This window comes from Microcoleus sp. K4-B3, from assembly GCF_036704615.1.
Lineage (GTDB): Bacteria > Cyanobacteriota > Cyanobacteriia > Cyanobacteriales > Microcoleaceae > Microcoleus.
The window spans coordinates 199,399-225,454 of the sequence record NZ_JAUBSF010000001.1; the positions used below are offsets into that span (position 1 = coordinate 199,399).

Sequence of the window (26,056 nt, forward strand, 5' to 3'; positions counted from 1 at the left end):
TATTCCTCTCAAGTTAGGCTGTTAAAGATGATGAATTGTTGTTCTCCACAAGTGAGCTGCACCCAAGCCCAAAAAGGCCAACAATCAGGCCAATGGGGAGGCGTTCTCCGGTACGGGAGTAGGAGGAGATTCGTTAATTTCTAAGGTCACTAGCCCCTCACCTCCAATAGTTCCATTTCGCAAGACGAACTTAAATATACCAGGATCTACAAACATAAATCCGTTATTTCCGCCCCAAACTCCGCCACCATTTCCCGGAGCCACTTGAAAGCCAAATTGAATTGGAAGTCCGTTCTCAAAAGCTAAAACAGGATTATCTGGGAAGTTGAAATCATCACTGGCCGTATAGGTGACAGGAGTTAAGCCTGTAGCAAAGTCCAAAAATCTCAAGTTCAGTGATAGCAGTCCGGGTCTATCTCCATTTCCACCATTGACAGTCATCGATTCCGTGCCGACTTTGGTGAGATGTGTATCGTCGTAGGAAAAGTCACCCGTGTAGATACCCGCGAATTCGGGATCTGTGACGTTGACGATGTTGACTTTGATTGTGCCTGTTATTGTCGCCATAACGATCGAGCCTCCTAATATTGATATTAAAAAAGTCTTAGTAATTCTACTAAATCCCCGACTTCTTTAAGAAATTGGGAATTTGGGTATTCTGTTTTTTTATTAAACAGTTCGCGATCGCACTCCGACCAAAGAAATCGGGTTTTTTACGCTTATCTGCGGGCTGTAATATCAAATTCGGTAGCATCAGAATTAATATTACCCACAATTAGGACACGGCAATGCCGTTTCCCTACAATTAATTGGGGTAGGGAAACGGCACTGCCGTGTCCTCCTCGCGAGCATGATGGCTGGGAGCCTCGCCCGTGCTACGATTATTTTGGGGTAGGGGAAACGACACTGCCGTGTCCGACCTTACTATCATTCCGATGTAACAGGAATTGATATAACGAAGTATTTTTTTTCAAAAACCCAGTTTCTGAACCCTCATGCGTAAGTCTTATTAAATTCTTAACCAATTACATTCAAAACTAAAAACTCTCGCTCGCCAAATGCCAGTTTTTCTGATGCAGCCGATCGCAAATTTGCACTTTCTCAACCGCCAAATATTGCTGAAATTCTGGTTTCTCTAGGCCGCTGCGCCACATTACCAGAGCATCTTCTCCGGTGTCTTCGTAGTACCGTTTCCGCCGTCCTGCCTCTTTAAAACCAAATTTTTGGTAAAGAGAAACAGCGGCTAAATTAGATCCCCGCACTTCTAAGGTTGCCCGTTCTAATTGTCTGTAGTGAGCGTTTTTTAGTAAAGCCCAAAGCAGAGCTTGTCCTAAACCCTGACCTTGAAAGCGAGGATGAATTGCCAAAATTGTAATATGAGCTTCTTCTAAAATTGCCCACAGGCAACCCAAACCGATCAGGGTTGGGGTAAGTTTTGAGTTGGGAGTTGCTGGCGAGGAACTCTCAACACTGAGCGTTTTTGAGTAGAGAATGCTGTTGGACTCGATCGACTCGAGTTCGCTGTCGAACCTTTCTGATGCGCCGACCTCGGTTTCCAAAGCCCACAAGCCCAGTAAATCGCTGTTAGGACTGCCTAACTCGCGCCCATAGCCTTCGATCGTCCACAGTCCGCCAAAACAGAGCCGATCGAGTTCGACTGCACTGTTGAGGTGTTCTGCGGCGAGATGTTTAATTTGTAGAAAACGCACGGCTGTAAATTGTACACTGGAAAACACGGTAGCGATTAGCTGTTTGTTGCTAGTTGTGAGTCATGACTCACAAGTCTCCAGACATTAGTCTACTGCCAACGACCAATGACTGCTGATTAATGACTGCCGACTGCTGACTGCTGATTAATGACTGCTGACTAATAACCTAGGATAGTTATTGCGCGATGGTATCAACTCAATCTTTCGGGGTGGAATCGGGACTTAAGTATCTGTCTGAGTCTCAACAAGCCCTGCAAAATCGATCGCCCAATCAAGAACTGTTACCGCTGACAGCCAGTGTTAACAGCAGCGATCGGTTGGAAATCGGAGGCTGCGAGGTGACAGCTTTGGTGGAGCAATTTGGCTCGCCGTTGTACATTTTAGACGAAGAAACGCTGCGGGCGGCTTGTACCCAGTACCGGGATGCTTTTAGGCGTTACTATCCGGGCGAATCTCAAGTGCTCTATGCTTCTAAAGCTTGGAGTTGTTTGGCAGTTTGCGCGATCGCAGCTTCGGAAGGTTTAGGCATAGATGTCGTATCCGCCGGGGAAATCTACACTGCACTGCAAGCCGGCGTCAGTCCCGACAAAATCTACTTCCACGGTAACAACAAGTCCCGCGAGGAACTGCAGCTAGCTGTCGAAAGCGGCTGCATTACCGTAGCCGACAATTGGCGGGATTTAGAGACTCTAGCAGATTTGGGACAATTGGGTGTCAGCAGCCTCACAGGTGGGCCGACACGAATTATGGTGCGGTTTACTCCTGGAATTGAGTGTCACACCCACGAGTACATTCAGACGGGTCAAATCGACAGTAAATTTGGCTTCGATCCCAACTCGCTCGATCGAGTATTTACTTTCATCAGCCAACAGCCGTCCTTATTTTGCGTGGGAGTGCACGCTCACATCGGCTCTCAGATTTTTGAACTGCAACCCCATGACGATTTAGCCGATGTCATAGTTGAGGCATTGACAAAAGCACTGAGTTATGGTTTGCCTGCGACAGAAATTAATATTGGCGGCGGGTTGGGCATTCGCTATACTGAAGCGGACGATCCTCCCAGCATTGAAGATTGGGCTCGTACAATTTGCTCCGCAGTGGTAGCAGCTTGCGAGCGGCAGCAATTGCCATTACCAAAATTGCTTTGCGAACCGGGTCGATCGCTCGTGGGTACAGCCTGCATCACTGCTTATACCGTTGGCTCTCAAAAAGTCATTCCCGGAATGCGGACTTATTTAGCTGTGGATGGAGGGATGTCCGACAATCCGCGTCCTATTACCTATCAATCAGTTTATCGAGTCCTCGCAGCCGGTAAAATGTCTGCTCCCTTAACCGAAACAGTGACAATCGCTGGGAAACACTGCGAGTCAGGCGATGTTCTGATTAAAGATGCCAAATTGCCAGAGTGTCATGCCGGAGATGTCCTCGCGGTTACGGCTACAGGGGCATACAATTACAGCATGGCTTCTAACTACAACCGAGTACCCCGACCGGCAGCGGTTTTAGTGAGAAATGGGGAAGTTAACACGATTATACAGCGGGAAACTTACCAGGATTTGCTGAGGCTTGACCGCCTTCCTGAACGACTCGGATCTCCAAAGTAAAAACTTAGAAGTTAAAAGTTAAAAGTTAAAAGAAAGACAATCCATGTTTATTTAGTGATGATTGCCTTTTCACTTTTAACTTTTGCCTTGTTCAGTCACGCGATTGGATTGACACTCCCCGGTCTAAAAACACGGGGATTTTCAGCATATTCCTTATAACAACTGTTCATGGTTCATGGGTTCGAGTGCATCACGGTTCGCGGTTCACAGGCGGTAGCGTTCGATGAACCATGAACAATCAACAATCTGGCTTTGACTTGGCCCTGGTTCAGTCCTTATTGATTCAAGGGATCGATATTGGACTGGTTTTTGCCCTTGCGTATTTGGTGCTCGTCATTGTTGGCGAGCGCAGAACGCTGTGGATGGTAAGGGGATTTATCATTTTGATGCTGGCGGCGGCGGTGAGCAACTGGGCTGGATTAAGGCTGTTGCACGTTGCGCTCAATAGCTTGGTGACTGGTTCGGCTGTGGCAATGGCGGTAATATTGCAGTCGGAGTTTCGCCGATTTCTGGAACAATTGGGTCGGGGGGAATTTCGGCAATTGTTTGGACGCGATCGCCGACCAAATCCGGAACCGGACAGCGTAATAGATGAAATTGTGGACGCAGTAAAAGAACTGTCGCAAAACCGCACGGGCGCTTTACTAATTATAGAAACAGATTCTCCGATCGACGATCGAGATTTTTCTGTGCCGGGATTAAAGCTAAATGCTGAAGTTTCTAAAGAATTGTTGCAGACTATCTTTCAGCCGCAAACTCTGCTGCACGACGGAGCTGTTTTGATTCGAGGTTCGCGGATCGTGTCGGCGGGGGTAATTTTGCCTTTGTCCGATCGCAGCGCGTCGCGGCAGTTGGGAACCCGCCACCGGGCGGCGATGGGGATTACGGAACGGGTGCAAGCTTGCGTGTGCGTGGTGGTGTCCGAAGAAACGGGTTCTATTTCTTTAGCCCAGATGGGAATGTTAAATCGACCTTTGACTAGCAGCAAACTTAAGGAATTGCTGGAAGCAAAGCTGTTTCCGTCGGAGGGAGAAAGAGCTGTGGCTCCAATTCCGATCGGCAATCTCGGACGCCAGATAGGATTGAAGGGAGTGACGCTATTAAAACGGATACTGCGCCGTTAGTCGGGTAATCGGGAGAAACCATGAGTCAAGGAATTTGCTTGGAAAAGTTGCCGGAGGATCTGCAACAGGAACTACTGCCTAAGCACATAGCAGTGATTATGGACGGGAACGGGCGCTGGGCTAAGAATAAGGGGTTGCCGCGGATTGCGGGACACCGCCGAGGAGCTAGCACTCTGAAGGAACTGCTGCGCTGCTGCAAAGATTGGGGGATTCCTGCTTTAACGGCCTATGCTTTTTCGACGGAGAATTGGGGGCGGCCGGCTGGGGAGGTGGATTTTTTAATGAGTTTGTTTGAGGGTAAGCTGCGCCAAGAATTGCGGGAGATGGTGGACGAGGACGTGCAAATTCAATTTATGGGAAATTTGCAGGCTTTGCCGAAGTCTTTGCAGGCGGAAATCGAGCGTTCTGTGACGGCAACTCAGCACAATCAGGGAATTCTGTTTACGGTGGCGACGAATTACGGGGGGCGTCAGGAGATTGTACAAGCTTGTCGGGCGATCGCCACTCAGGTGAAAGAGGGCAAGTTGCAGCCGGAGGAGATTGATGAGGTTTTATTTAAACGCTATTTGTATACTGCTGATGTTTGTGACCCGGATTTGCTGATCCGGACGAGCGGGGAAATGCGGTTGAGCAATTTTCTGCTATGGCAAATGGCTTATTCGGAAATTTACATTACTGAGACGCTGTGGCCGGATTTCGATCGATCGGAGTTTCACCGCGCTTTGTCTGATTATCAGCAGCGCAGTCGCCGATTTGGCAAAGTGTAACGATTTTGGATTTTGGATTTGAGATTTTAGATTTTTTGGTTGATTTTTCAGTTTCCCAGTAGGTGTCGATTCTGAGGGAGCATCTCCATGAAAGTAAAAAACGTTTTTACGACCTGCGAGGGTCCCGCACAGCACAATACAGCGGGACCCTCGCACTCCCATGTAAATGCTTGCACGCTTAATACTCCTGATTCTCACCTTGATTCCCAATCTAAAATCTAATACCAATTACACTGATTTCTGGCTCAACATAACGATTTTAGATTTTAGATTGGAGGAGAAATCTCAAATCTCAAATCTCAAATCAAATTAGGGGCCGGAGAAAACGGCAGATTCAATGTCCTGACGCGAGAGGGAGTATTTGAAGGCTCGCTGAATATCTTGGCCGTCTGCTCCAGCATTGATGTAACGGATGGTGAGTTGGTCGATATCGAGGGAGAGTTCTGCTTTCCAGGTAGGTCGATCGATCTGCCAGGAGTGGAGTTCTTGCCGGTCTTGCTGGCAGCCGCGGCTGATGAGCCACTGCTCGATTTCCGGGAGCGGATGGTTGTACAAAGGAGTGTCAGCGGAAGGAAGAGTCATGCGATTTTAGATTTTAGATTTTAGATTTTAGATTGAGGATTGGGGATTGAGGATTGAGGATTGGGGATTTGGGATTTGAGGCTTTAATTGCCGCGAATTAAGCCGATCGCGATCGCCAGTACCAAACATCCGATTAAGCTAGCTCCCATGATAAACAGGGCGAACATTTCTCCGGGGGAAAGAGGTCGATCCGTGGGATCTAGGTAAGCGGAGTTGGAAGTTTTTTTGCCAGAGCCCGAAACCGGAGTATTGAAGCCTGGGGGCGGCCCAATCACGTTCAGGCGAGAATAGCCTATTTTGAGGTCATAGGCGAGACGGCGTTCTGGGTTGCTGAGGGTGGCGTAGGCGTTGTTGAGCTGTTGAAATTTGGCGGTGGCGACTGCGGGCGGCAGGTCGGTGGTATCGGGATGGTAGAGTTTGCTCAGTTCCCGGTACGATCGCCGAATTTCGATCGCAGAGGCTGAAGGATGCAGCCCTAACAAGCTGTAATGAGTGGAACCCAAGGGGGTTTTTTCGGGTATTTTTTGACTTTTGTTTTTTGCAGTTGCCTCGTTTCCTGCCACCGAAGCCCCTCTCTGCCTATTGTTTATAATTTTCGATCTATTTTAGCCCAGAGTTGAGGGTAGCGCCACAGTCTGCGATGTCGAGGGGTTGAGGGTGGGCGATCGGCGACAGCAAGTAACATCAAACTCAGCACCAAGATATTCATGCCGTCCGCTTCATCGATTTGTTATGCGACTTACTGCGTGTTTGAGATATCTGACTCACCCATCGATTGGGTAAGCCGATTTCGCCAGAACCTTTTCTCGACACTGCGGATATTTTCTTCATATCTGAGTTTATCCAAGTAAAGCTGCAAATACTTCAATTCATTATCCGTCTCATCCCCCTCAAAGGGGTTTACTCGCACCAGATTGCCATAGCTGCGCTCCCACTTTTGAGGCGTATCATCTACTGCAATGATTGACTCTAGACGATACCCTTTGCGCTTGACCTTTTTGATATTTTTCCGATTGTAATATTCAAACCATTCAAGATCGTAACCAACTGTGCAGCGATCGCTTGCCCACACAAACGATAAAATTTTAGGGTTTTTAAAGATGGCTGACACAATTGCGATCGCATAAGACGGCGTAGAAGATGTCCAAACTGCCACCTCAAACCAGTCTAAGCAATTTTTCAAAAAGACATCAAGAAACGGTCGTTTGTAAATGTGATAGGGCTCTACTAAAAAGTCAGCTTGCCGATGGAGAGATGCTTCGGTAGCATAAATTAAAGTTTCATCAAGATCGAGGATCAATAGTTTTTTGGGAGCATCCATAATCAAAAATTGTTCATCACTATGTCTGACGCCAATCCTGTACCCAATTACTTTAAGCTATGAATCGCCCGATTCCCTTCGGGATAGCTTCGCTTCACGCAAATTTTGCACATCCTCAACGCTAAGCCCGGTAACTTGGCTGATCGTGGCATTATCTAGCTGTGAAATTAATTGTCTGGCGATCGCGATCGCCTTTTCTCGCATTCCTTCTTCTCGTCCTTGTTCTCGTCCTTGTTCTATGCCTTGTTCTATGCCGTCCTGAACAGCTTTAATAATTGCTCCCTGTTGGTCATAAATAAACTGTTCTCTTCTGTCCAAATCTTCCACTTCCTCTCTGCTCAAACTGGCTTGATTCGCAATATTAAAAGCTTCATGTATTTCTGGTATGCTATCCATTGTTTCTGGAACCGATGTCAGACTTCTCGCATTTTTCATAAAATAAATCCATTTGTCTGCTAAAGTTTCAAGTTCCTCCTGTCCTTTGGTAAACTTTGGCAACTCTACAAACACTAAATCCAGCTCGTTTTCGGGATAAGTCAAATTGGTCTTGACTTCTTTGAACACAAACCTGGAAATAAATTCTGGGCTGTTAGGAAACATTTCAAAATCAGTAATTGTCAGAGCAATTACTGGCTTCAGCATTCGATATCCTTGGGCTGCTTCCAATTGAAAAGCGTAAGTTTTCGCTGCATTGTACAAAACTCGTTTCCCAAAAGACTGGACGTTGAGCACTTGCATTTCAATAATTACTAAAGTGCCATCGTTGAGTTTTGCTTTCACATCCAGATAAGTATCTTTCAAACCTTCAAGTTTTGGAAGAAGATTCGGGTTGATAATTTCTAAGTCTTCAATGGTGGGATTGCCTTCATAAATTAGAGCGTTGAGAAAGCTAATTAGAATGTCTTTGCTTTCTGAGGAACCGAATATTTTTTTGAAGGCGTAATCGGTTTTAGGGTTGATAAATATCATAGTTGTCAGATTTAGCTTTGAGGTTATTGGTTTTGTGACGAACCAACGGGATTGGATCAGGGTCAAACTGCTGATTTTGTTTCAGGTAATGATTTGACATTTTCCTGCAAATGTGCATTGGCGATCGCCAGCACAGGCTCATCGTCCCTGTGTTCGTCATCATCAATGGGAATTTGGCAAGAAATCAGTTCTGTGACGATGCGATCGCCCAGAACATCTTCCCAATCCTGCAACTGTTCTCTGGCTTTGATCGGTGTATTGATAGCGACGTCTACGCCCATTTGCTGAAGGTTGAGGCTGTGGGCTGTCGATCGGCGGTTGACACACTCCACCAGCCAAACGCTCAATCCGACTGCTGCCATCAAAGGCAAAACAATCCGGTAATCTCTAGTCAATTCAAACATCAACAGGATGGCTGTCAGCGGTGCTCTGGCACTGCCGGCGAGCACGGCGGCCATTCCCACCATTGCGTAGGCGGGAGGGCCGGCGACTCGATCGCTCATTGCCGGCAGCATTTCCAAAAAGAGGCCGTAAGCCGAACCCAGGGAAGCTCCCAAAAACATCGCCGGAGCGAAGATACCGCCCACTAAACCGCTGCCGAGGCTGATTGCTGTCACCGCCAGTTTGACAAACAGCAGCAGCAGCAGCAAAGGCAAGGAAAATTTAACATCTTGGAGCATTGCTTGGACTGTTTCGTAGCCGACACCCAAAATTTGAGGAAATTGCAGGGCGACTAAGCCGACGCAGGCCCCGCCGATGATGGGATGAAGCGGCCGGGGGATTAGTCCGAGCCAAGCAAATCCTCGGAGTTTTCCTTGAAAACAGCGATCGGCTAATTGAATTGCTTCTGTGTACGCTAGAGACACTCCGCTCGCCAAAAGTCCCAATCCCATGTACAGAGGCAGTTCTAGGGGGCTGCGGACATCGTAGACTGGCAAAGAAAAAGCCGGCTGAGATCCCAAGCAGATTTGAGCGATGAGCGCGGAAACTACCGCCGAGAGCAAGACAACGCTGACTGACGAAGTGGCAAAGGTGCTGCCGAGCACGACTTCTAAGGCAAAGAATACTCCGGCGATGGGAGAGTTAAACCCGGCGGATAAACCTGCTGCTGCTCCGGCGCCGAGGAGCAAGCGCTGCCGTTCTGGGGAGAGCTGCAAAACTTGAGCCAGCAGCATTCCGAAGTTGGCGCCGATTTCGACGCTGGGCGCTTCCGGGCCGAGGGAGGCGCCGGTGCCGAGGGAAACTGAGGCTGCCATCATTTTGGTGATGGGCTTGAGAGGAGAGAGTTCTTGCAAGCCGCGGGTGGCTGCAATTAAGGAAGACATATTCGGGCCAAAGTCCCGAAACCGCCAGCGCATCAGCCCGATGACGACTCCGCCGAGGGTGGGAATGCAGGCTAGCGTCCAAGAGCCTTTGGAGGCGATCGCCCCCATGAAGTCTTCCAGCATCAGGCTGTGGATGAAGTGGATGAGATAGTGAAAGGTGACGACGCCTGCGCCCGTAACTCCCCCGATGACTAGGGAGAGGATGAGCAAGAGGGTTTCTGGGCTGGGGTGCAGGCGGTTGAATAGCGGGCTTAGGCGGGAGGCTTGGGGAGTTGCTGCGGTTGGCCCGGGTGGCGGCAGATCCACAGGAGGGGTGACTCTCATTTAGCGGTTAATTCTTCTGTGAGAAGTTAGATAAATATTACATTTTATTTCTTTTTTTAATTTTGAGTGATTTTACGGGAATTGACAAGTTAATTAAGGCGTATTTTAGGGTAGATTTTTTGCGCTGGCGGCTGGGGTGGAATGACCGATTCAGAGAGTCAGCAGATTTGGCGTAATTGTATTCTGAGTTACATTCAAACTTAGATAGACTCTCGCGATAATGCTAATTAAGTATATTTACAGTGTTGGCGCTTAGGGCGATCGCATCAGTGAACTGTTAATATCAGATAACTCAGTGAAAAACAACATTCAGATTAAATAATTGGGGATTTGAGATTTTACCTTAAAACCACAAATCTCAAATTTCAAATCCCTCGATCGCGCACAATATCACATCGGTTGTTGAGTGGGCGGGATTCTTGGTCTGGGTTTGGCGATCGACATTAGCGGATCGCCGATGGTAGCGACTTTCCAGGGCGGGGATTCTAGCTGGCGTGCTGCGATTAAAAAGGGTGCCCCTCGCTTCAGGCGATCGACCATTAATTTAGGCGGAATAAATGCAGATAACAAAGGTTCGTTGACGCTGCCAATATATGCGTAAGCACCATTTTGTAGCCACCTTCCGGCAACGGTGTTTGTGTCATCTGGGGCTGCTGCTGACCAACTGTGGATCATGTGGATTGCTGCGGGAAATTGGAGTTTTGGTATGTCCTCGACAGAAGCGTCGCCGTTGCCGACTTGAAATGATTTTGGATAGCCTTTGGAATTCATTAATATTAAGTCAAATGTCCACGGTTTTGAGGCTAAACTCCGCCACTTTTCCAAGCTAGATTCTGGTTTCTGGACTACTTCGACATTAACATCTATGGTTTTTAGTCCGCTAGCTGCTGAGTTCATTTCATATTTTCCCCAATTTCCTTCCTTGGGGTAACTGTCATAAAGCATGGCGGTTTCGGTATCGAGAAATAACGCGCACATGGCTTGATAGATCGATCGTACTTCCGAGCCGTAAATCCAGCCGACAGCCGCCCAGCGTTCGCCGTTGGGGTGCCGTCCCAAACCGTCGGTAACGGCTAGTTGTTCGTCTGGTTTTTCAGGAGATTGATATTTTACGGCTAGTTGGCGTACAATGGTTATTGTGTCGATCGGGTCTGCGAGTTGAGAGTAAAAATATCCGGTTGATTCGACAGCTTTTGTAACTGCTGTTTGCAAAGTTTTCCACTGTGTGTTATTGAGGGTATCGTTTGGTTTTCCGAAGTTGCCTTCTAGAAATACTAAAGGTTGGCCGTGAGCTGCTGCTAAGGCAACTGCTGCTGAGCGTGCGGGGTCGTTTTCTGATGTAATCACTACTCCTGGCGGTTCCCAGCCGAGTTGCTTCCATTGTGCTTTTAAGGTTTGAGTATTGGTGGCATTCCAGGCTGCTGCTGCGCTGTCGAGCATTAATTGTTGGAGTTTTTGACCTTTTGGCAGTTGCTGTTTGATGCTTGGCAAACGCACTATTTCTTCTGGTTGAAAGCGCTGCAAAAACATGGGCGCATATTTGTTGTCTTCGATGAGAATAGGCCAGTTGCCTTTGAGATTCCATTTGTGGATAGCTGCTAAGAATGTGGCTTCGTCGGGTACTAAAACTATGCGGTTGACTGTTGGTATGTTGTCGCGGAGGATGGCTGCTCGGAGGCCTGTTTGAATTGGCCAGGGTTCTTGTTTGGCTGAGGCGGGAAGTTGAAAGGGTTTTGTGACAAAGCTGCACGCTGTTAATTGCTGTGACAAGCATAAAAATAGTGTTAATACTAGCAGTTTAATTTGTAGTTTTTTGTGATATTTCATTTTTTAACCGCAGATTGAAGCAGATTAACGCGGATTAACGCAGATGCAGAGGGGATGTGTTAATAGATTCCGGGAATTAGTTTTTTGACTTGCTGGCTGTATTCTGAATAGTCTGGATATTTTTCGGTTAACCAGGTTTCTTCGCGGCTGGCTTTAATGTCGAAAAATATTATTAATATTGCGCTGGCTATTAAGTGCGATATGCTCATTTGAAAAAGTGTCCAGCCGATGGCGGCTAAAATTAAGCCACTGTATAATGGATGTCGCACTATTCCGTAAATGCCTGTTTGGACTAATTCTCCGTTTTCTATGGGATACGGTAAAGGTGTGAGATTTTTTCCTAAGTCTATCAATGCTTTGATGATTAAAATTAATGCGGTTAAGCCGAGAATACTTGCTACAATCCAGGTAAGAGCAAGTAATTGATTTGATTGAATTTTTAATCCTGGCAGTTGATAAACTGGTAAAATTGCAAATCCTGTGAGCAATGCTCCTTGAAGCAAAACTAAATATTCGCCGCGGCTGTTGTTGCGCCAGCCTTCGCGCGTGAAGCCCCAGTCAGTTAAGATTTTCATAGTAAGACGAAGTTCGGCAACGGATTTTGTAACGGATGTAACGGATGCAAGGAAGAAGGAAGAGGTGAGAAGAAAGTGAACTGTAGGTTGGGTAGGCTGAAGTAAAACCCAACCTACGGCGAACAGCGAACAGTCAACAGTGAACAGTCAACAATTAACAAATTTATTCTAGCCAGGGACGAGTCATTAGTTCTAGTTGGTTGACTTCATCTTGGCTCAAATTCCAGCCTAATGCGCCTGCATTTTCTTGGGCTTGTTTTGCGGTTTTGGCGCCGGGAATGGGGATGACTCCGTTTTGGCATATCAACCAGTTTAGGGCAACTTGGGCGGGAGTTCGATCGCGCTTTTTGCCCATTTTCCGCAGCGTGGACATGACTAATTCGATTTTTTCGAGGCCGCTTTTGCTGAAGCGGGAGTCCATTTTGCGGGCTCCTGTAGGTTGTTCTTGGGCTGTGTATTTGTCGGTGAGCAATCCTTGGGCTAAGGGGCTGTAAGCTAAAATTGTGACCCCCAATTCACGGGCTGCACTCACAATTCCTTGTTTTTCTACTTGCCGCGACAGCAAGGAGTACCGGACTTGATTTGTTGCTAGGGGAACGCCTCTGGCTGCTAGTATTTTGTGGGCTTCGCGCATCTGTTCTACTGAATAGTTGCTGACTCCTACTGCTTGAATTCTGCCTTGTTTTACTTCATCGGCTAAGGCGTTCATCAGGGTTTGTTGACTGAGTAAAAAAGTGAAGGGCCAGTGCACTTGGTAGAGGGTTATTTGTTCTACTTGCAAGCGTTTTAAGCTGGCACTCAAAGCGTCGGAAACAGATTTTCCTGTAACCCGCCAAGGTAGGGGGCCGAATTTGGTGGCTATTTGCACGGGTTGGCTGGTTTTTTTGATAAACTGCCCCAGCAATTCTTCTGACAAGCCTTTACCGTAGACTTCGGCTGTGTCGAAGAAGTTGACTCCGCTGTCTAGGGATGTTTTGAATGCTGCTTCGACTTCGGCGGCGCCGTAGTTGCTGCCGTAGTTCCAAAATAGTTTGTCGCCCCAAGCCCAAGTTCCGACGCACAGGGGAATGACGGCTGGGCCATTTTTTCCTAGGGTAATGGTTGTCACGGTTGGTAAATCCACAGTTATTGATTCTCTTTATTTTTATATGAATTTATACGAATAATCGCGATCGAGCTTCTAGCCGGGGGAGGAAACGCGGCTGGTGGCGATATCTCAGTTACTATAAATGCAAATGCTGTGTTTATTTGAATAGTTATGTCGATCGACCGTTTGCCAGATTCAAGATTAACAGATTCCGCGACTCCTGCCATCAAGAGAGTTTCCCTCGTGACGATGTTCCGGTTGGGTTTGTTTCAGATGGGATTGGGCATGATGTCGATTTTGACGCTGGGGGTGCTCAATCGCGTCATGATTAAGGAGTTGGCGATTCCGGCTACTGTGGTGGCTGGTACGCTGGCCATGCACCAGTTTGTGGCGCCGGCTAGGGTGTGGTTCGGGCAAATGTCTGATGCTAAGCCTTTGTTTGGCCATCACCGCACGGGTTATGTGTGGGTAGGAAGCGTTTTGTTTGTGATTTCTGCTTTTTTGGCGGTGCAGGTGATGTGGGGCTTGGGCGCTAGTTTGGAGGCTGTGGGGTGGACGACTCCTACTTACGGTTGGGTGGGTTTGTTGGGTTTGATTTTTGCGCTTTACGGTATTGCTATTTGTTCGAGTTCGACTCCTTTTGCTGCTTTGTTGGTGGATGTTTCGGATGAGGAGGATCGATCGAAGTTGGTGGGTGTGGTGTGGTCGATGCTGATGGTTGGTATTATTATCGGGGCGATTGTTAGCAGCGGTTTGCTGAAGCAAATTGACGGGGATGTGTCGCGGGAAGTGTTGCAGGCTTCGATTAACGGTTTGTTTGTGAAGGTGCCGGCGCTTGTTTTGCTGTTGGTGGGGATTGCGACTTTTGGGGTTGAGAAAAAGTATTCGCGGTACAAGGTGCGATCGAGCGCAGTGAATCGAGAAGATAAAATTACTCTGGGAAGTGCGCTGCGGATTTTGACTGCTAGCCGCCAAACCGGTTTGTTTTTTACTTTCCTGCTGGTTATGACAATTTGCTTGTTTATGCAGGATGCGGTTTTGGAACCTTACGGCGGGGAAATTTTTAAGATGCCGATTTCGGAAACTACTCGGTTGAATGCTATTTATGGTACTGGTACTCTGATCGGTTTGAGCGCAACTGGTTTTTTAATTGTGCCGCGAATTGGCAAGCAAAATACGATTAGGTTGGGCTGTTTGTCGGTGGCGACTTGTTTGAGTTTAATTATTTTATCTGGATTCACAGGAAATCCAATTGTGTTTAAGTCGGCTTTAATGTTGTTTGGTTTTTCTTCGGGAATTACGACGACGGGTGCGCTGAGTTTGATGTTGGATTTGACTGCTGCAGAAACTGCTGGCACTTTTATTGGTGCTTGGGGTTTGTCGCAGGCGATGGCGCGGGGTGTGGCGACGGTTAGCGGCGGTGCTATTTTGGATTTTGGCAGGAGTTTGTTTGGGGTGCCGATGCTGGCTTACGGGTTGGTTTTTGCTGTGCCGGCTGCGGGTATGATTCTGGCTGTTTGGCTGTTGGGTAGGGTGGATGTTGGGGAGTTTCAGGATAATGCTAAAAGTGCGATCGCCACTATTCTTGAAAATGACTTAGACTGATATTTCCTCAGTTGGCAGTTACCAGTTGCCAGTTGTTAGTTTCAATAACAAATAACCAATAACCAATAACTAATGAATGATTTTTGGGATTCTATTTTAAGTTTTTCTCAGACTACTGTCAAGACAGTCGGCCAGCAGTTTTTGAAAGATTTCGGTTCTGCCCAAGCGGATGAGAAGGATGATGGGAGTTTGGTTACGCAGTCTGACAATTGGGCGGATGCGGAGATTAGAAGTGCGATCGCATCTACTTTTCCCAGTCACGGGATTTTGAGCGAGGAAGGAGAACACGTTTTCCCAGATACTGAATGGTGTTGGGTTGTCGATCCTTTGGATGCTACGACTAATTTTGCTCGGGGAATTCCGATTTGGGGGATTTCTTTGGGTTTATTGTATCGCGGAACTCCGGTTTTTGGCTGCGTGCATTTGCCGCCGGTGAATCAATCTTTTCACGGTTTTTATGCAGGGGATTTAGCGGGCGACAATGTATTGGCAAATATGCCTCAAGGTGCGTTTTTGAACAATCGGCAGATTTGTCCCACTGCTGATAAAATGAGTGGAAATCATATTTTTAATTTGTGTTCCCGGAGTGTGGGAATCGGGCCTCATCTTCCGAGTAAAATTCGGATGTTGGGCATGGCTAGTTACAATTTTTTGACTGTGGCTTCGGGTGTGGCTATGGGAGGGGTGGAAGCGACTCCGAAAATTTGGGATATTGCCGGGAGTTGGGTAATTGTGAAAGCTGCGGGTGCGGTTTGGCTGCCACTGGAATCGCAGGCTATTTTTCCGCTGGAAGTGGGGAAGAATTACGGCAGGATTTCTTATCCAACTTTGGTGATGAATCGGCAGGAGTTGGTGTCGGTGTTTTTGCCGTTTGTGGAGGCTTGGAAGAAGAGAAAAATGGGGTAATTTAGGTGAAGCGAAGCTATCCCGTAGGAAATCGAACAATTATTAAATAAAACTGCAGGGCAGGCGTGACGGAGGAGTCTCCCACGCCTGCCGTGCTGTTTGGAAGAAATATACCGACCGATGACCGATGGTTTAAGTATGTCTACTGTTGTCTATTTCTGCCAATCTGCGATCGGGTGGTTTTGTTTTACGTCGATCGGGTGATGCGGTGCTGGTACAATTTGTGGTAACTTTTCCACTAGCTATTATCTCTAGGAAATAAAATTATGCCCGTTTTCAAGTAGAGGCACACTGGAAAATACGTTTACTGCGGTGTTGGAAAAAGTAGATGAGTGGTATATTGGCTAGGTTGAAGAGTTAGCCTCTGGGAAGATACAAGAATAAACCTTGAAAGAAACTCGGAAAAGTCTGCGATTTGCGATCGAACTAATCTCGATAGCACAATTCTCGCATCCGAGTTGCTGACAGCGGCAGTCCTAATTCTACCAGCGTTCCCAAATACTCGTCAGGCGTTTTTGGTGGATTCTTGAGCCGGATTCTTTGTTTCTCGGCTGCTTTGCATACTGTTTGCCAGTTGAGGTCAAGCAAGTCTAAAATAAAATCATCTGGATGCTGCGCTAAAATGTCGTAAGGTGCAAGAGCTTCTTCAGGAAAATCTCTGAGATTGAAAGTAATAATAAACTTAGAACGAGAGTGAATTGCAGCAGCGAGGACATGGCGATCTCCCGGATCGGGAAGTTCTAACTCTTGTATAAGAGTCTCATAGCCTTGCACCAAGCAATTTTCAACACTTGCATTCATTAATCTTTTGGTTCGAGCAAGCTGTTCAAATCTTATATCGGGACGGTTTATAAGTACATTTCTCATCCACTCGTCGTGAATTTCTTCAGTCCAACGTGCCTCAACTATGTCGGTAGTTGCCAACTCTACAAATAAGTCACGAAGAGATGCCGAATACAAAACATTAGCATCGTAAACAACAGTTAAAATTGCCATGTTTTAATGGTACAAACCGAGTGCTTCTGATTCATCTACAAGCATATCCATAATTTTACTGCTTTCTTCGGAACTTTGTTTCTTATATTCCATTAAATCTTCGTAACGTATCCGGCGACTGTTCCTAACTGTCTTGTAAGGAATTTTTCCCGCATCCAGCAACTGCCGCATATATTTATCGGAAACTCCCAGAATGTCTGCTGCTTGATAAATATGAAGTTCTTTAGTAATTGGAGTTAGCTTGACAGTATTGCCGCTGCTTGTCTGTTGCAAAATTGCTAACAGCAGTGGCAACGCTGCGGCAGGTATGTCAATTGTCTTTCCCTCTTTTTCGTTTAATATCAATTTGAGGGATTCGCCAGACGGATGATTTTGCAAGTGCGATTCTAAAGCGCGGCTGCTGGTTTTGGCAACCGCTGCTTCTGCTGGTGTCGGCAAAGCAGGTGCTGAGTCGGGATCTCCGGTGAATGTCATGTTAATTTGGGGGTGAGAATAACAGGCGATCGACTACGATCGTAGCAATTTTTTTGCGAGGCGATCGCACTTGATGCAGCCAGCAAAATAACAGATGCTGGGATTGGGACACAACAATGTTGTGTCCCTACTGCAAAATGAATTTATTGCCTTATGCGATTAATTTCGACAGCACATTAGACAACTTAGCACCGAGATTCTCCACAGAGTCCTGCTGTTTGGGATCTTTCATCGTACCGTCAGCATTAAATGCTTCAAAAGCTTGGGGAACTGCTTTCTGATCGGGGAGCACCAATACGTTAATATTCCCCAGGATCGATCGCAAATGCACTAATCCCCGCAAACCGCCGATTCCGCCTGGGGAAGCACTCATAATTACCGCTACTTTACCAGTAAATGCCACCAATCCCGGTTCACCCGGTGCTGGGCGCGATACCCAATCGATCGCATTTTTCAGCACAGGCGTAATTGAACTGTTATACTCAGGAGAAGCTATCAAAAACCCATCATGCCCTACCATCAATTCCTTCAAGTGCCGAGCATTTTCTGGCATTCCCTCTTTTGCTTCTAAATCTTCGTCAAATAGCGGCATCGGCAAATCGCGCAAATCTACATAAGTAACTTCTGCACCCGCCGCCCTAGCCCCAGCCGCCGCAACTTTTACCAGCAGTTTGTTATAGGATGCTTCGCGGGTACTTCCGGCAAATGCAAGTATTTTTGGTCTATTGTTCACGGTATTTCCTGATATTTTGACAAGATAATCTTGACATTTCCAAGATAAATTTTAGCAAAGGAAGGGGCTCGCTGTCTCTTTCCTTAAGATATATTAGTTAAATAAATTGTCACCAACAAAAAACCGGGCAGGCGTGACGGAGGAGTCTCCCACACCAGGCGCGCGGTTTGTAGTAAATATAGCCGACCGATGACCGATATGTAAAGTGTGCCTTGGTGCATCGAGTTTATGCAATCGGCGATCGGGCGATTTAATTTTGTGCGATCGGGTGATGCGGTGGGGTAAAGTTTATATTAAGTCCGATCGTCGAGCGCGCAATCTTTGGATAACATTAAACTTAAGAAACACCAAAATAATTTTTGACAAAACACAAAACTGCATTACAAAAAGGCTGGTATTGCCCTTGTGCATTCATTTGTTGACAAACTTGAGCTAATAATTCTGCCTCTTCCTGTGTTATTCCTTGCAATGCTTCAAATGCTTGCTTTCGTCCCTCTGTTAAGTCAAAATGATTGAGTCCCAAAACTTTAATGGTTGTTTGAGCATCTTTTTGATGAGCTAAATTATTTGCAGTTGGCAGTATCTCACCAGTGCTAGAGTAATCAAAAAATTCTTCACAGTTGGCTTGTAGTGGCGAAACCCCGATCGCAAGATCCCCCTTCTTATTGCCACAATACTCTGGCCAACGATACTCTGGCTTATTTGTATCTCGGCCACAAGAAGCTAGCATATTTGTGTACTCAACAGATAATTCTAAATCAGTCTTGCTCTGGGGGTCTAGATGTTCAATATGGCTATTACTTTGGTCAACACTCTTACAGCAGTAGCAGCAAATATAGCCTTGTTCACTTAGCAAAGAAATGTGTACCGCTTTTCTCTCAGGGTTGAGAAGATATTCGTAATCAGCATAGTTGACACCGAGAGACCTCTGTTGAGCCTTCCATTCAGAAAAAATTTGATGTTCTTTCCCCTTTTGAATATATTTCATTTATTGAGAATTTCCTTGCGTTGAATTAGCCAATCTGCTCTCACAAATTCAGGATCTTCTTCTCCCATTTTGTCTGCTAAATTTTGGCGAAATTGCCGTGCCTTTCCGAGTTCGCCCTTGTCTATCAAGCCAAACAATTCACGTAAAGCTTCCTTAATTTCCTGCGGACGTTCTGGAGTTCCCATAAGCGTTTCTAGAATCCGATTGCTATCTTTCCCAAAGGATGGTACTCGCTCGATCGCAATTCCTTCAGATGTTGACCTCAAAAGATGAACCCATTTGAGATCGCTGATTACCTGTGGCGAATGAGTCGTAATTATAAACTGGCAATTTGGAAATGTTTTTTTAAGATTCGGAATAATCGCCCGTTGCCATTTTGGGTGCAAGTGGAGCTCAATCTCGTCAATCAAAACAACGCCGGAGCCCTCAAGCGGATTGCAATCTGGATTCGGATTTGCGATCGCCAAACGCCTTGCTAAATCTCCTGCTAGTGCTAACAAGCATTTTTCACCATCGGATATTTGATTGACGATCAGTTCCTCGCCTTGTTTGTCTGCAGTCATTCGCAACAAAGGCGATCGCCTAACCCGTAAATTTGACAAGCCGTCTAGTAAGTTAGCGATCGCATATCTGACTGCTTCTAGTTGGCGATCGCGATACTCATTAGTATTATTTAGTCGTAATTCGTTTTCTAAATCTTCCCGATCTCTAAACCATTCAAAAAAGCGCCTAAAATCGATCTGCCCTCCCGTGAGAACCTCGTCATAAGCAGTTATCGGCTCAGACGAATGTTTCGTCTTAATCTCCAAAGGAATATCAAGTACGGCACGGTTAGTTGGATAGTAAACAGCCAGAGGCAATGCTTCGTAAGAATTAGCATCTAACTGACTGTGTATCTGATCGACAACTTTTTTTAAGTTCCCAAGGTTGCTGCTAGTATCCTTGCTTCGCTCTTTACGAACCTTGGTTAAAGACCATACCACTTCCGGCCAGTCATTGATTGAAATTGTAATTTCGTTGTGAGTTTCTTTGCATCCGTTTTTGATATCATCTTCGTTGAAAGAACGTCCATTACTATTGGGAGTTTGAATTCGCTTTGTCAGCCAGGAGAGAAGAATAGCCAAACACTCAAGTATGCTGGACTTCCCCACACCGTTGATACCGATGAACACAGTCGGCTCATCTGTTGTATCAAACTTCAGGGTCAAATCGCTGATGCCTCGGAATGAGTTCATTTTTAGACGCTTGATTTTCACGATTTGGTTCTCCCTCTGGCTGAGTGGGTTATATTTTTGAGATCATATCAAATCAATGCTTCCAAACAAAGTCAGCAATGGGTCTATCTGCCGACAAAGGAAGATTTTCACTGGAATTGAATAAGATCGATCGCACTTTTACATTCCCGACTCCCAAACGCCTCTCGACGCGACTGGGAATGCCGTAACCGTAAATAATGTGTCCTTTTCCCGCCAACACCACAACTTGATAGTCGGGGTTGGCTTTGACAAATTCAGCTATTTTTTCCGCCATAGTTTCGTCCCACAAAACTTGGGCTTGTAAAAATCTTTCAAAAGCCGTACTGTTTCCCTGTCCTGCCTTTTGGTGTTGCTGGTAAACTTCTAGCAGCATTTGCCGGTATTCGGCGTTGTCGGTGCGAATTTCGGATATTGGGGGAATGTACTTTTTTTCCTCTGCAGTGAGGCTTTCTAAACCTTGACTGGCAACTTTTCTCGTTACTTCGGATGGTGTATTTAAGGCGATGACTGGTAGTTGATTTTCTTTGGCAAACCGCAAAATGGGGGCGTAATATTCCCAGGGAAAACGCCACCTGCGATCGTACTCTGTTTGCTCGACTAATTGCTCTTCAGTCAGTTTACCTGCTAAGTAGTTGTCGATCGCGCTTTGAAAGGGGCGCTGAAACATTTCTAGGGCGATCGCAATTTTCCGATTTTGCCGCTGCATTTCTCGGACAATCTTTAGTTGAGCTTGGTGGTCTTCCGCGCTATCGTGGGTTTCTCCCAGATAAACGACTTTTGCCTTCACCAACTGTTGCAGAATCTCTTGGTTAGTGTAAGTCTGCGGAGGTTGAGGGTTCCCCGTCGTTTGCGCTGTCACTGCACTGCTGCACAGCAGAAAGATACTCAGCGATAAGGCGCACAGTTTGATGAGTTTGCTTGTTTTCATACAAATATTATGCCTGTTTCTCGCAGCAGCAAGCACAGCCGAACTCTACTATTTTAGCTGAGCAGCTAGAAAGCTCAATACTTAATTTAAGTTCATAATTATCCGTGGTTACTTCTAAAAATGTAAAGTTTAGTTGCAGGTACTTGCGCTTCTAGAAGAAGGTGGTAAATTAATAATATGAAGCAAACAAAAAGCTTCTCCGACAGATACAAAATCCAGATACCACAGCGAAGTTCACAATAGAATCGAAGGAGTAAAAACGCTGTTTAATCTCACATCTGTCTCATTAAAAACCAATAGCAGCACCCACCAACAAAGCTGATACTTCCTCAACTAATTAGAGGGGAGCAATGCAACTGAATCCGAGGATTATTGCAACTCCACATCGAAGTTGAAAAAAGAGGAAATCACTCGGTACATATGGCTGGGTGCTGTTGTTGTTAAAAGAGATTTTCGGTTTGTGATGTTTTTTTCAGTAGAGGCAGAGCCTCTAGATATGCGTTACCGGGCAGAGCCGGGTAACAAGCATACAAGGAGAAAAACTAGAAAATTACTGGAAAATTGTCTCGTCTTCCTTTCGCCACGCGGGATCGACGATACAAATAAATATTAGTGGCTCTGTGCCGCAGTTGTAAATAAACTGCTTGGCGTTTGGAGGAATGTAAACTGCATCTCCAGCTTCCACGAATTGATTTTCGTCGTCGATGTGCATTTCTCCAACGCCGCTGAGGATGTAGTAAACTTCAGAAGTTGTCAGGGAGTGCAGCACAGAAGTTTGTCCCGGTGGCAAAGCGGCGTGCGCTAAACTGTAACGCAAATCCACAGCTTGTTTGTCTGGATGCAGCAATTCTCGCAGTTGAGTACCGTCGCCAGCAATAAACTCGTCGCAGGCATTTAGCTTTTGAATTAGCATTCTTTCCACACTCCTGAAAATCTCTTGACCACAACTTAAGTTTAATTGAAAGAGCCAGAAATGTTAAGAAATATGTAAAGTGGCGACCGGATTTTTTAACCGTAAATTCCCGAATGCGATCGATAATCAGGACAGTCGATCGCATCTTCAGATAAAGCTATTGTAGGCTGAACGGGACACTTGAGGTGGTAGTCGCCGGTGAAAAATACGCAGTTAGCACAAGGGATTTGGTGCATCCGCTGAGCTCGGCGCAGGGAGTCGGCGACAGTGCGCCCGATACTCGAAAAGAGCAAAAAAACTAAACCCCAGGCGGAGACAAAACACAGCGGGACTAAAACAGGCTGTATTGCCTTAAGCAAAAAGTAAAGCATAGCAATCAAATTCAGGGTTAGAAGCCACACAATACATTACAGTAGTGGAATTGGCGATCGATCGATCAAAAAGTTTAGAATCCTTTACAGCTCGATCGAGAAACCGGGCAATTATGGCATGATAAGGAACAGTCCTTAAATAAAATTAGAGGAAATCAGTTATGACTCTGCGATTAGGCGATACAGTTCCCAACTTTACCCAAGCTTCATCTGAAGGGGAAATCAATTTCTACGACTGGGCCGGCGATAGCTGGGTAGTGTTGTTTTCTCACCCGAAAGACTATACTCCAGTGTGCACGACAGAACTCGGTGCAGTGGCCCGTCTCAAGTCGGAATTTGAAAAGCGGGGCGTCAAAACCATTGCCCTCAGCGTCGATGATGTGGATTCTCACATGGGCTGGATTAAAGATATTGAGGAAACTCAAAATGTCACCCTCAATTATCCGATTTTAGCAGATGGCGATCGTAAAGTCTCCGACATTTACGACATGATCCATCCCAACTCGCTGAACAACTTAACAATCCGCACAGTTTTTGTAATTGACCCGGAAAAGAAATTGCGTTTGAGCATTACTTATCCGGCGAGCACTGGTCGGAATTTTAATGAAATCTTGCGAGTAATCGATTCCTTGCAACTTACAGACAAATACAGCGTTGCGACTCCAGTTGATTGGAAAGACGGCGACGATTGCGTAATCGTACCTTCGATTACCGACCCCGCAGAATTGGCAGAGAAATTTCCTAAAGGTTACACACCGGTTAAGCCTTATTTGCGGATGACTCCTCAGCCGAATAAATAGGTTTAACATTCCTGGACGCAGAACCTAATTATGTAAGGTGTGTACTGCACACCTTACCTCTATAATTCGCGCCTCAAACCAGCTTGTAGTTAGGAATTGAGTCCTTAATCCTGATTTTTGAGGACTTGATTCCTCACTACAAACAAAAAAATTGTGCAATCTTGTGTAAACACTTTAGATTTGAGGAAAGGCAAAATGCTGTCATCAACAATTGTGTTGCGAATACCGCCAAAATTGCAAATGACAGACGACGAGTTTTTCGAGTTCTGTCAAATCAATAGTGAATTGCGCATAGAACGCAACAAATCGGGAGAATTGCTAATTATGCCCCCTACTGGTTCGGAGACTGGAAATCGCAGCGGTAGCCTCTTTGGAGAGTTGTATATTTGGGCCGGGCAAGATGGAACCGGTATCTGCTTTGACTCCAGTACGGGATTTAAACTTGCAATGGGTGACAAGTCTCCAGATGCCTCGTGGATTAAACTGGAAAGGTGGAATGCTTTGTCACCAGAACAAAAGCAAAAGTTTGCCCCGATTTGCCCGGATTTTGTAGTAGAACTGAGGTCGGCTTCTGACAATCTCAAGCCATTGCAAGAAAAAATGCAAGAATATATGAGAGAACCGGGAGTGCAGTTAGGCTGGTTAATTGACCGCAAAAATCGCAGAGTTTACATCTATCGTCCCGGTTTGCCAGAGGAATGTTTGGAGAATCCCGCGACAGTCAGCGGCGACCCCGTTTTGCCCGGATTCGTACTCAATATGAGCAAGATTTGGTAAGCTGAGTATAGGAGCAACGATCGAGGAAATCAATTATGTTGACATCAACAATTGTGTTGCGAATACCACCAGAATTGCAAATGACAGATGACCAGTTTTTCGAGTTCTGTCAAATCAATAGTGAATTACGCATAGAACGCAACAAATCGGGAGAATTGCTAATTATGCCGCCTACTGGTTCGGAGACGGGAAACCGAGAAGGTAATATATTTGGGCCACTTTGGGTTTGGGCAGAACAAAATGGTACTGGTTTAGCGTTTACTTCGAGTACAGGATTTACTCTGTCAACAGGTGCAGAAAAGTCGCCGGATGCTGCTTGGATAAAATTGGAAAGATGGAATGCTTTGTCACCAGAACAAAAGCAAAAGTTTGCCCCGATTTGCCCGGATTTTGTAGTAGAACTGAGGTCGGCTTCTGACAATCTCAAGCCCTTGCAAGAAAAAATGCAAGAATATATGAGAGAACCAGGAGTGCAGTTAGGCTGGTTGATTGACCGCAAAAATCGCCGCGTTTATATTTACCGTCCTGGTTGGCCAGAGGAATGTTTGGAGAATCCGGCTACAGTTAGCGGCGACCCCGTTTTGCCGGGATTCGTACTCAATATGAGCAAGATTTGGTAAAACTGCTAGCAATAAATATCAACTTATTGTAAAAATTAATAATAGAATGCAAACAGGCAAAAAATATGGATATTAAAAACGGCTTTGTAGGCACAATCGGCAACACGCCACTAATTCGGTTAAACAGCTTCAGCGATGAAACTGGCTGCGAAATTCTCGGTAAAGCAGAGTTTCTCAATCCCGGCGGTTCCGTTAAAGATAGGGCTGCTTTATACATCATCAAAGATGCAGAAGAAAAAGGCTTGCTAAAACCGGGCGGCACGGTTGTTGAAGGCACTGCCGGCAATACTGGCATCGGTTTGGCACACATTTGCAACGCTAAAGGTTACAAATGTTTGATTGTGATTCCCGATAACCAATCTCAAGAAAAAATCGATGCTTTGAAAACCTTGGGCGCTGAAGTTCGGACTGTTCCCGCTGTTCCTTACAAAGACCCGAATAATTATGTCAAATTGTCGGGAAGATTGGCTGCGGAAATGGAAAATGCAGTCTGGGCAAATCAGTTTGACAATTTAGCCAATCGCCGAGCTCATTACGAGACAACTGGCCCGGAAATTTGGGAACAAACAAATGGGAAAATTGATGCTTGGGTAGCCGCAACGGGTACAGGCGGCACTTTTGCTGGGGTAGGAATGTTTTTGAAAGAAAAAAATCCTGCTGTTAGAATTGTCTTGGCAGACCCGATGGGCAGCGGGCTTTACAGTTATTTCAAAACTGGGGAAATTAAGACTGAAGGCAGTTCGATTACTGAGGGAATTGGCACCACTCGCGTCACTGCAAATATGGAGAATGCCCCGGTAGACGACGCCATCCAAATTAACGATACTGAAGCTGTGAGGGTGATTTACCAACTGCTGAGGAAAGAAGGGCTGTTTATGGGCGGTTCTGTGGGGATTAATGTGGGGGCGGCCGTGGCTTTAGCGAAGCAAATGGGGCCTGGACATACGATTGTTACGGTACTCTGCGACGGCGGGGCTCGGTATCAGTCGCGTTTGTTCGATCGACAATGGTTGGCTTCCAAAGGTCTGTCACCAGATTAACCGTAGGGTGCGTTGCGGCGCACCTTAAAATTTGGGCATATATCAAATTAGAGTATATATGCGCGCACATATTCCCATGATAAAAAAATAGCATATATGTACCAGACTGTCAAGTAAAAAACATGAAAATCATCGAATCTTCTAGGCGAGTTCTTGTTTGCCAAAACCGCACTTGTCGCAAGCAAAATTCAGCAAAGGTACTGGCAGCTTTTCAGAAATTGTCGCCCTCAGAAGTTGAAGTTGTTGCTAGCAGTTGTTTGGGACAGTGCGGCAACGGGCCGATGGTGTTAGTGCTGCCAGAAGAGGTTTGGTACAGCGGTGTTTGCCAGGAGGAAGTTGCGGCAATAACTGAGCAACATTTGCGGGAGGCAAAGCCGGTGAACAGGATGCTTTACCGCAAGTTTCACCGACTCTCTCATTAGTCAATCGCCCGCG

The 26,056-nt window shown here is 46.1% G+C and carries 28 protein-coding genes; 10 read left to right on the forward strand and 18 right to left on the reverse strand.

Going from position 1 to position 26,056, the window contains the following annotated elements; genetic code table 11:
* Window positions 1–84 precede the first annotated feature (84 nt).
* Complete coding sequence (locus QUA78_RS00745) at window positions 85–567, reverse strand: hypothetical protein (RefSeq protein ID WP_333303944.1); 483 nt, start codon at window positions 565–567, stop codon at window positions 85–87.
* Window positions 568–1,037: 470 nt separating this feature from the next.
* The gene (gene rimI / locus QUA78_RS00750) at window positions 1,038–1,736 is read right to left on the reverse strand and encodes a ribosomal protein S18-alanine N-acetyltransferase (RefSeq protein ID WP_333303942.1); all 699 of its coding nucleotides are present in this window, start codon (window positions 1,734–1,736) and stop codon (window positions 1,038–1,040) included.
* 158 nt (window positions 1,737–1,894) lie between these two features.
* On the opposite strand from rimI, the gene lysA reads away from it, so the two are divergent.
* The 3 genes from lysA to QUA78_RS00765 all read left to right on the forward strand — a co-directional run bounded on the left by lysA (window position 1,895) and on the right by QUA78_RS00765 (window position 5,204).
* Entirely contained in the window at window positions 1,895–3,313 is a 1,419-nt protein-coding gene (gene lysA, locus QUA78_RS00755) for a diaminopimelate decarboxylase (RefSeq protein WP_333398499.1), read from the forward strand.
* A gap of 230 nt (window positions 3,314–3,543) precedes the next feature.
* Entirely contained in the window at window positions 3,544–4,437 is an 894-nt protein-coding gene (gene cdaA, locus QUA78_RS00760) for a diadenylate cyclase CdaA (RefSeq protein WP_333191352.1), read from the forward strand.
* Between the two features lie 20 nt (window positions 4,438–4,457).
* On the forward strand, window positions 4,458–5,204 hold the full coding sequence (locus QUA78_RS00765) for an isoprenyl transferase (protein WP_333191354.1): 747 nt from the start codon (window positions 4,458–4,460) through the stop codon (window positions 5,202–5,204).
* A gap of 309 nt (window positions 5,205–5,513) precedes the next feature.
* On the opposite strand, the gene QUA78_RS00770 is transcribed toward QUA78_RS00765, so the two are convergent.
* From QUA78_RS00770 to QUA78_RS00805, 8 genes are all read right to left on the reverse strand, one after another.
* Window positions 5,514–5,786: a DUF3143 domain-containing protein gene (locus QUA78_RS00770; protein WP_333191356.1), complete on the reverse strand. Its 273-nt coding sequence runs from the start codon at window positions 5,784–5,786 to the stop codon at window positions 5,514–5,516.
* A gap of 83 nt (window positions 5,787–5,869) precedes the next feature.
* Window positions 5,870–6,349, reverse strand: a complete 480-nt coding sequence (locus QUA78_RS00775) for a J domain-containing protein (protein ID WP_333304152.1) — start codon at window positions 6,347–6,349, stop codon at window positions 5,870–5,872.
* A gap of 176 nt (window positions 6,350–6,525) precedes the next feature.
* Window positions 6,526–7,107 carry an HAD family hydrolase gene (locus tag QUA78_RS00780; protein WP_333304153.1) on the reverse strand — a complete coding sequence of 194 codons (582 nt, stop codon included), beginning with the start codon at window positions 7,105–7,107 and terminating at the stop codon, window positions 6,526–6,528.
* Window positions 7,108–7,164: 57 nt separating this feature from the next.
* Complete coding sequence (locus tag QUA78_RS00785) at window positions 7,165–8,076, reverse strand: Rpn family recombination-promoting nuclease/putative transposase (protein WP_333304154.1); 912 nt, start codon at window positions 8,074–8,076, stop codon at window positions 7,165–7,167.
* A 62-nt stretch (window positions 8,077–8,138) separates the two neighbouring features.
* A complete protein-coding gene (locus QUA78_RS00790) occupies window positions 8,139–9,725 on the reverse strand; it encodes a chloride channel protein (RefSeq protein ID WP_333304155.1) in 1,587 nt (528 codons plus the stop codon).
* Window positions 9,726–10,115: 390 nt separating this feature from the next.
* On the reverse strand, window positions 10,116–11,552 hold the full coding sequence (locus tag QUA78_RS00795; RefSeq protein WP_333304156.1) for a hypothetical protein: 1,437 nt from the start codon (window positions 11,550–11,552) through the stop codon (window positions 10,116–10,118).
* A 59-nt stretch (window positions 11,553–11,611) separates the two neighbouring features.
* Entirely contained in the window at window positions 11,612–12,127 is a 516-nt protein-coding gene (locus QUA78_RS00800) for an isoprenylcysteine carboxylmethyltransferase family protein (RefSeq protein ID WP_333304157.1), read from the reverse strand.
* 163 nt (window positions 12,128–12,290) lie between these two features.
* Window positions 12,291–13,235 carry an aldo/keto reductase gene (locus QUA78_RS00805; protein WP_333304169.1) on the reverse strand — a complete coding sequence of 315 codons (945 nt, stop codon included), beginning with the start codon at window positions 13,233–13,235 and terminating at the stop codon, window positions 12,291–12,293.
* 150 nt (window positions 13,236–13,385) lie between these two features.
* Between QUA78_RS00805 and QUA78_RS00810 the strand changes: the two genes are divergently transcribed.
* Both QUA78_RS00810 and QUA78_RS00815 read left to right on the forward strand, forming a co-directional pair.
* Window positions 13,386–14,819, forward strand: a complete 1,434-nt coding sequence (locus tag QUA78_RS00810) for a BCD family MFS transporter (RefSeq protein ID WP_333304158.1) — start codon at window positions 13,386–13,388, stop codon at window positions 14,817–14,819.
* A gap of 72 nt (window positions 14,820–14,891) precedes the next feature.
* Entirely contained in the window at window positions 14,892–15,725 is an 834-nt protein-coding gene (locus tag QUA78_RS00815; RefSeq protein ID WP_333304159.1) for an inositol monophosphatase family protein, read from the forward strand.
* Window positions 15,726–16,151: 426 nt separating this feature from the next.
* On the opposite strand, the gene QUA78_RS00820 is transcribed toward QUA78_RS00815, so the two are convergent.
* The 8 genes from QUA78_RS00820 to QUA78_RS00855 all read right to left on the reverse strand — a co-directional run bounded on the left by QUA78_RS00820 (window position 16,152) and on the right by QUA78_RS00855 (window position 22,384).
* The gene (locus tag QUA78_RS00820; protein ID WP_333304161.1) at window positions 16,152–16,721 is read right to left on the reverse strand and encodes a PIN domain-containing protein; all 570 of its coding nucleotides are present in this window, start codon (window positions 16,719–16,721) and stop codon (window positions 16,152–16,154) included.
* A gap of 3 nt (window positions 16,722–16,724) precedes the next feature.
* Window positions 16,725–17,195 carry a helix-turn-helix domain-containing protein gene (locus QUA78_RS00825; RefSeq protein ID WP_333304162.1) on the reverse strand — a complete coding sequence of 157 codons (471 nt, stop codon included), beginning with the start codon at window positions 17,193–17,195 and terminating at the stop codon, window positions 16,725–16,727.
* A gap of 151 nt (window positions 17,196–17,346) precedes the next feature.
* Entirely contained in the window at window positions 17,347–17,928 is a 582-nt protein-coding gene (locus tag QUA78_RS00830; RefSeq protein WP_333304163.1) for an NAD(P)H-dependent oxidoreductase, read from the reverse strand.
* Between the two features lie 337 nt (window positions 17,929–18,265).
* Entirely contained in the window at window positions 18,266–18,916 is a 651-nt protein-coding gene (locus QUA78_RS00835; protein ID WP_333304164.1) for a retron system putative HNH endonuclease, read from the reverse strand.
* Window positions 18,913–20,172: an AAA family ATPase gene (locus QUA78_RS00840; RefSeq protein ID WP_333304165.1), complete on the reverse strand. Its 1,260-nt coding sequence runs from the start codon at window positions 20,170–20,172 to the stop codon at window positions 18,913–18,915. Before QUA78_RS00840 ends, QUA78_RS00835 begins: the two co-directional genes overlap by 4 nt.
* Window positions 20,173–20,224: 52 nt before the next feature.
* Window positions 20,225–21,100 (reverse strand): ChaN family lipoprotein, encoded by an 876-nt coding sequence (locus QUA78_RS00845; RefSeq protein ID WP_333304166.1) that lies wholly within the window; start codon window positions 21,098–21,100, stop codon window positions 20,225–20,227.
* A 550-nt stretch (window positions 21,101–21,650) separates the two neighbouring features.
* Entirely contained in the window at window positions 21,651–22,013 is a 363-nt protein-coding gene (locus tag QUA78_RS00850) for a cupin domain-containing protein (protein ID WP_172185512.1), read from the reverse strand.
* 95 nt (window positions 22,014–22,108) lie between these two features.
* Entirely contained in the window at window positions 22,109–22,384 is a 276-nt protein-coding gene (locus QUA78_RS00855) for a hypothetical protein (protein WP_333304170.1), read from the reverse strand.
* 161 nt (window positions 22,385–22,545) lie between these two features.
* On the opposite strand from QUA78_RS00855, the gene QUA78_RS00860 reads away from it, so the two are divergent.
* The 5 genes from QUA78_RS00860 (at window position 22,546) to QUA78_RS00880 (ending at window position 26,043) form a co-directional block, all read left to right on the forward strand.
* On the forward strand, window positions 22,546–23,184 hold the full coding sequence (locus tag QUA78_RS00860; RefSeq protein WP_172185516.1) for a peroxiredoxin: 639 nt from the start codon (window positions 22,546–22,548) through the stop codon (window positions 23,182–23,184).
* Between the two features lie 195 nt (window positions 23,185–23,379).
* Window positions 23,380–23,961, forward strand: coding sequence for a Uma2 family endonuclease (locus QUA78_RS00865; protein ID WP_333304167.1), 582 nt, complete (start codon window positions 23,380–23,382; stop codon window positions 23,959–23,961).
* A gap of 35 nt (window positions 23,962–23,996) precedes the next feature.
* Window positions 23,997–24,581 carry a Uma2 family endonuclease gene (locus QUA78_RS00870; protein WP_333398501.1) on the forward strand — a complete coding sequence of 195 codons (585 nt, stop codon included), beginning with the start codon at window positions 23,997–23,999 and terminating at the stop codon, window positions 24,579–24,581.
* Window positions 24,582–24,646: 65 nt separating this feature from the next.
* The gene (locus QUA78_RS00875; RefSeq protein ID WP_333398503.1) at window positions 24,647–25,621 is read left to right on the forward strand and encodes a cysteine synthase A; all 975 of its coding nucleotides are present in this window, start codon (window positions 24,647–24,649) and stop codon (window positions 25,619–25,621) included.
* Window positions 25,622–25,743: 122 nt separating this feature from the next.
* A complete protein-coding gene (locus tag QUA78_RS00880; RefSeq protein WP_333303620.1) occupies window positions 25,744–26,043 on the forward strand; it encodes a (2Fe-2S) ferredoxin domain-containing protein in 300 nt (99 codons plus the stop codon).
* Window positions 26,044–26,056: the final 13 nt, after the last annotated feature.

Coding starts and splice junctions, on each gene's coding strand:
- QUA78_RS00745 (WP_333303944.1), bottom strand. CDS start 567: ATGGCGACAATAACAGGCACAATCAAAGTCAACATCGTCAACGTCACA.
- lysA (WP_333398499.1), top strand. CDS start 1,895: ATGGTATCAACTCAATCTTTCGGGGTGGAATCGGGACTTAAGTATCTG.
- cdaA (WP_333191352.1), top strand. CDS start 3,544: ATGAACAATCAACAATCTGGCTTTGACTTGGCCCTGGTTCAGTCCTTA.
- QUA78_RS00765 (WP_333191354.1), top strand. CDS start 4,458: ATGAGTCAAGGAATTTGCTTGGAAAAGTTGCCGGAGGATCTGCAACAG.
- QUA78_RS00770 (WP_333191356.1), bottom strand. CDS start 5,786: ATGACTCTTCCTTCCGCTGACACTCCTTTGTACAACCATCCGCTCCCG.
- QUA78_RS00780 (WP_333304153.1), bottom strand. CDS start 7,107: ATGGATGCTCCCAAAAAACTATTGATCCTCGATCTTGATGAAACTTTA.
- QUA78_RS00785 (WP_333304154.1), bottom strand. CDS start 8,076: ATGATATTTATCAACCCTAAAACCGATTACGCCTTCAAAAAAATATTC.
- QUA78_RS00790 (WP_333304155.1), bottom strand. CDS start 9,725: ATGAGAGTCACCCCTCCTGTGGATCTGCCGCCACCCGGGCCAACCGCA.
- QUA78_RS00795 (WP_333304156.1), bottom strand. CDS start 11,552: ATGAAATATCACAAAAAACTACAAATTAAACTGCTAGTATTAACACTA.
- QUA78_RS00800 (WP_333304157.1), bottom strand. CDS start 12,127: ATGAAAATCTTAACTGACTGGGGCTTCACGCGCGAAGGCTGGCGCAAC.
- QUA78_RS00810 (WP_333304158.1), top strand. CDS start 13,386: ATGTCGATCGACCGTTTGCCAGATTCAAGATTAACAGATTCCGCGACT.
- QUA78_RS00815 (WP_333304159.1), top strand. CDS start 14,892: ATGAATGATTTTTGGGATTCTATTTTAAGTTTTTCTCAGACTACTGTC.
- QUA78_RS00820 (WP_333304161.1), bottom strand. CDS start 16,721: ATGGCAATTTTAACTGTTGTTTACGATGCTAATGTTTTGTATTCGGCA.
- QUA78_RS00825 (WP_333304162.1), bottom strand. CDS start 17,195: ATGACATTCACCGGAGATCCCGACTCAGCACCTGCTTTGCCGACACCA.
- QUA78_RS00835 (WP_333304164.1), bottom strand. CDS start 18,916: ATGAAATATATTCAAAAGGGGAAAGAACATCAAATTTTTTCTGAATGG.
- QUA78_RS00845 (WP_333304166.1), bottom strand. CDS start 21,100: ATGAAAACAAGCAAACTCATCAAACTGTGCGCCTTATCGCTGAGTATC.
- QUA78_RS00850 (WP_172185512.1), bottom strand. CDS start 22,013: ATGCTAATTCAAAAGCTAAATGCCTGCGACGAGTTTATTGCTGGCGAC.
- QUA78_RS00855 (WP_333304170.1), bottom strand. CDS start 22,384: ATGCTTTACTTTTTGCTTAAGGCAATACAGCCTGTTTTAGTCCCGCTG.
- QUA78_RS00860 (WP_172185516.1), top strand. CDS start 22,546: ATGACTCTGCGATTAGGCGATACAGTTCCCAACTTTACCCAAGCTTCA.
- QUA78_RS00865 (WP_333304167.1), top strand. CDS start 23,380: ATGCTGTCATCAACAATTGTGTTGCGAATACCGCCAAAATTGCAAATG.
- QUA78_RS00870 (WP_333398501.1), top strand. CDS start 23,997: ATGTTGACATCAACAATTGTGTTGCGAATACCACCAGAATTGCAAATG.
- QUA78_RS00875 (WP_333398503.1), top strand. CDS start 24,647: ATGGATATTAAAAACGGCTTTGTAGGCACAATCGGCAACACGCCACTA.
- QUA78_RS00880 (WP_333303620.1), top strand. CDS start 25,744: ATGAAAATCATCGAATCTTCTAGGCGAGTTCTTGTTTGCCAAAACCGC.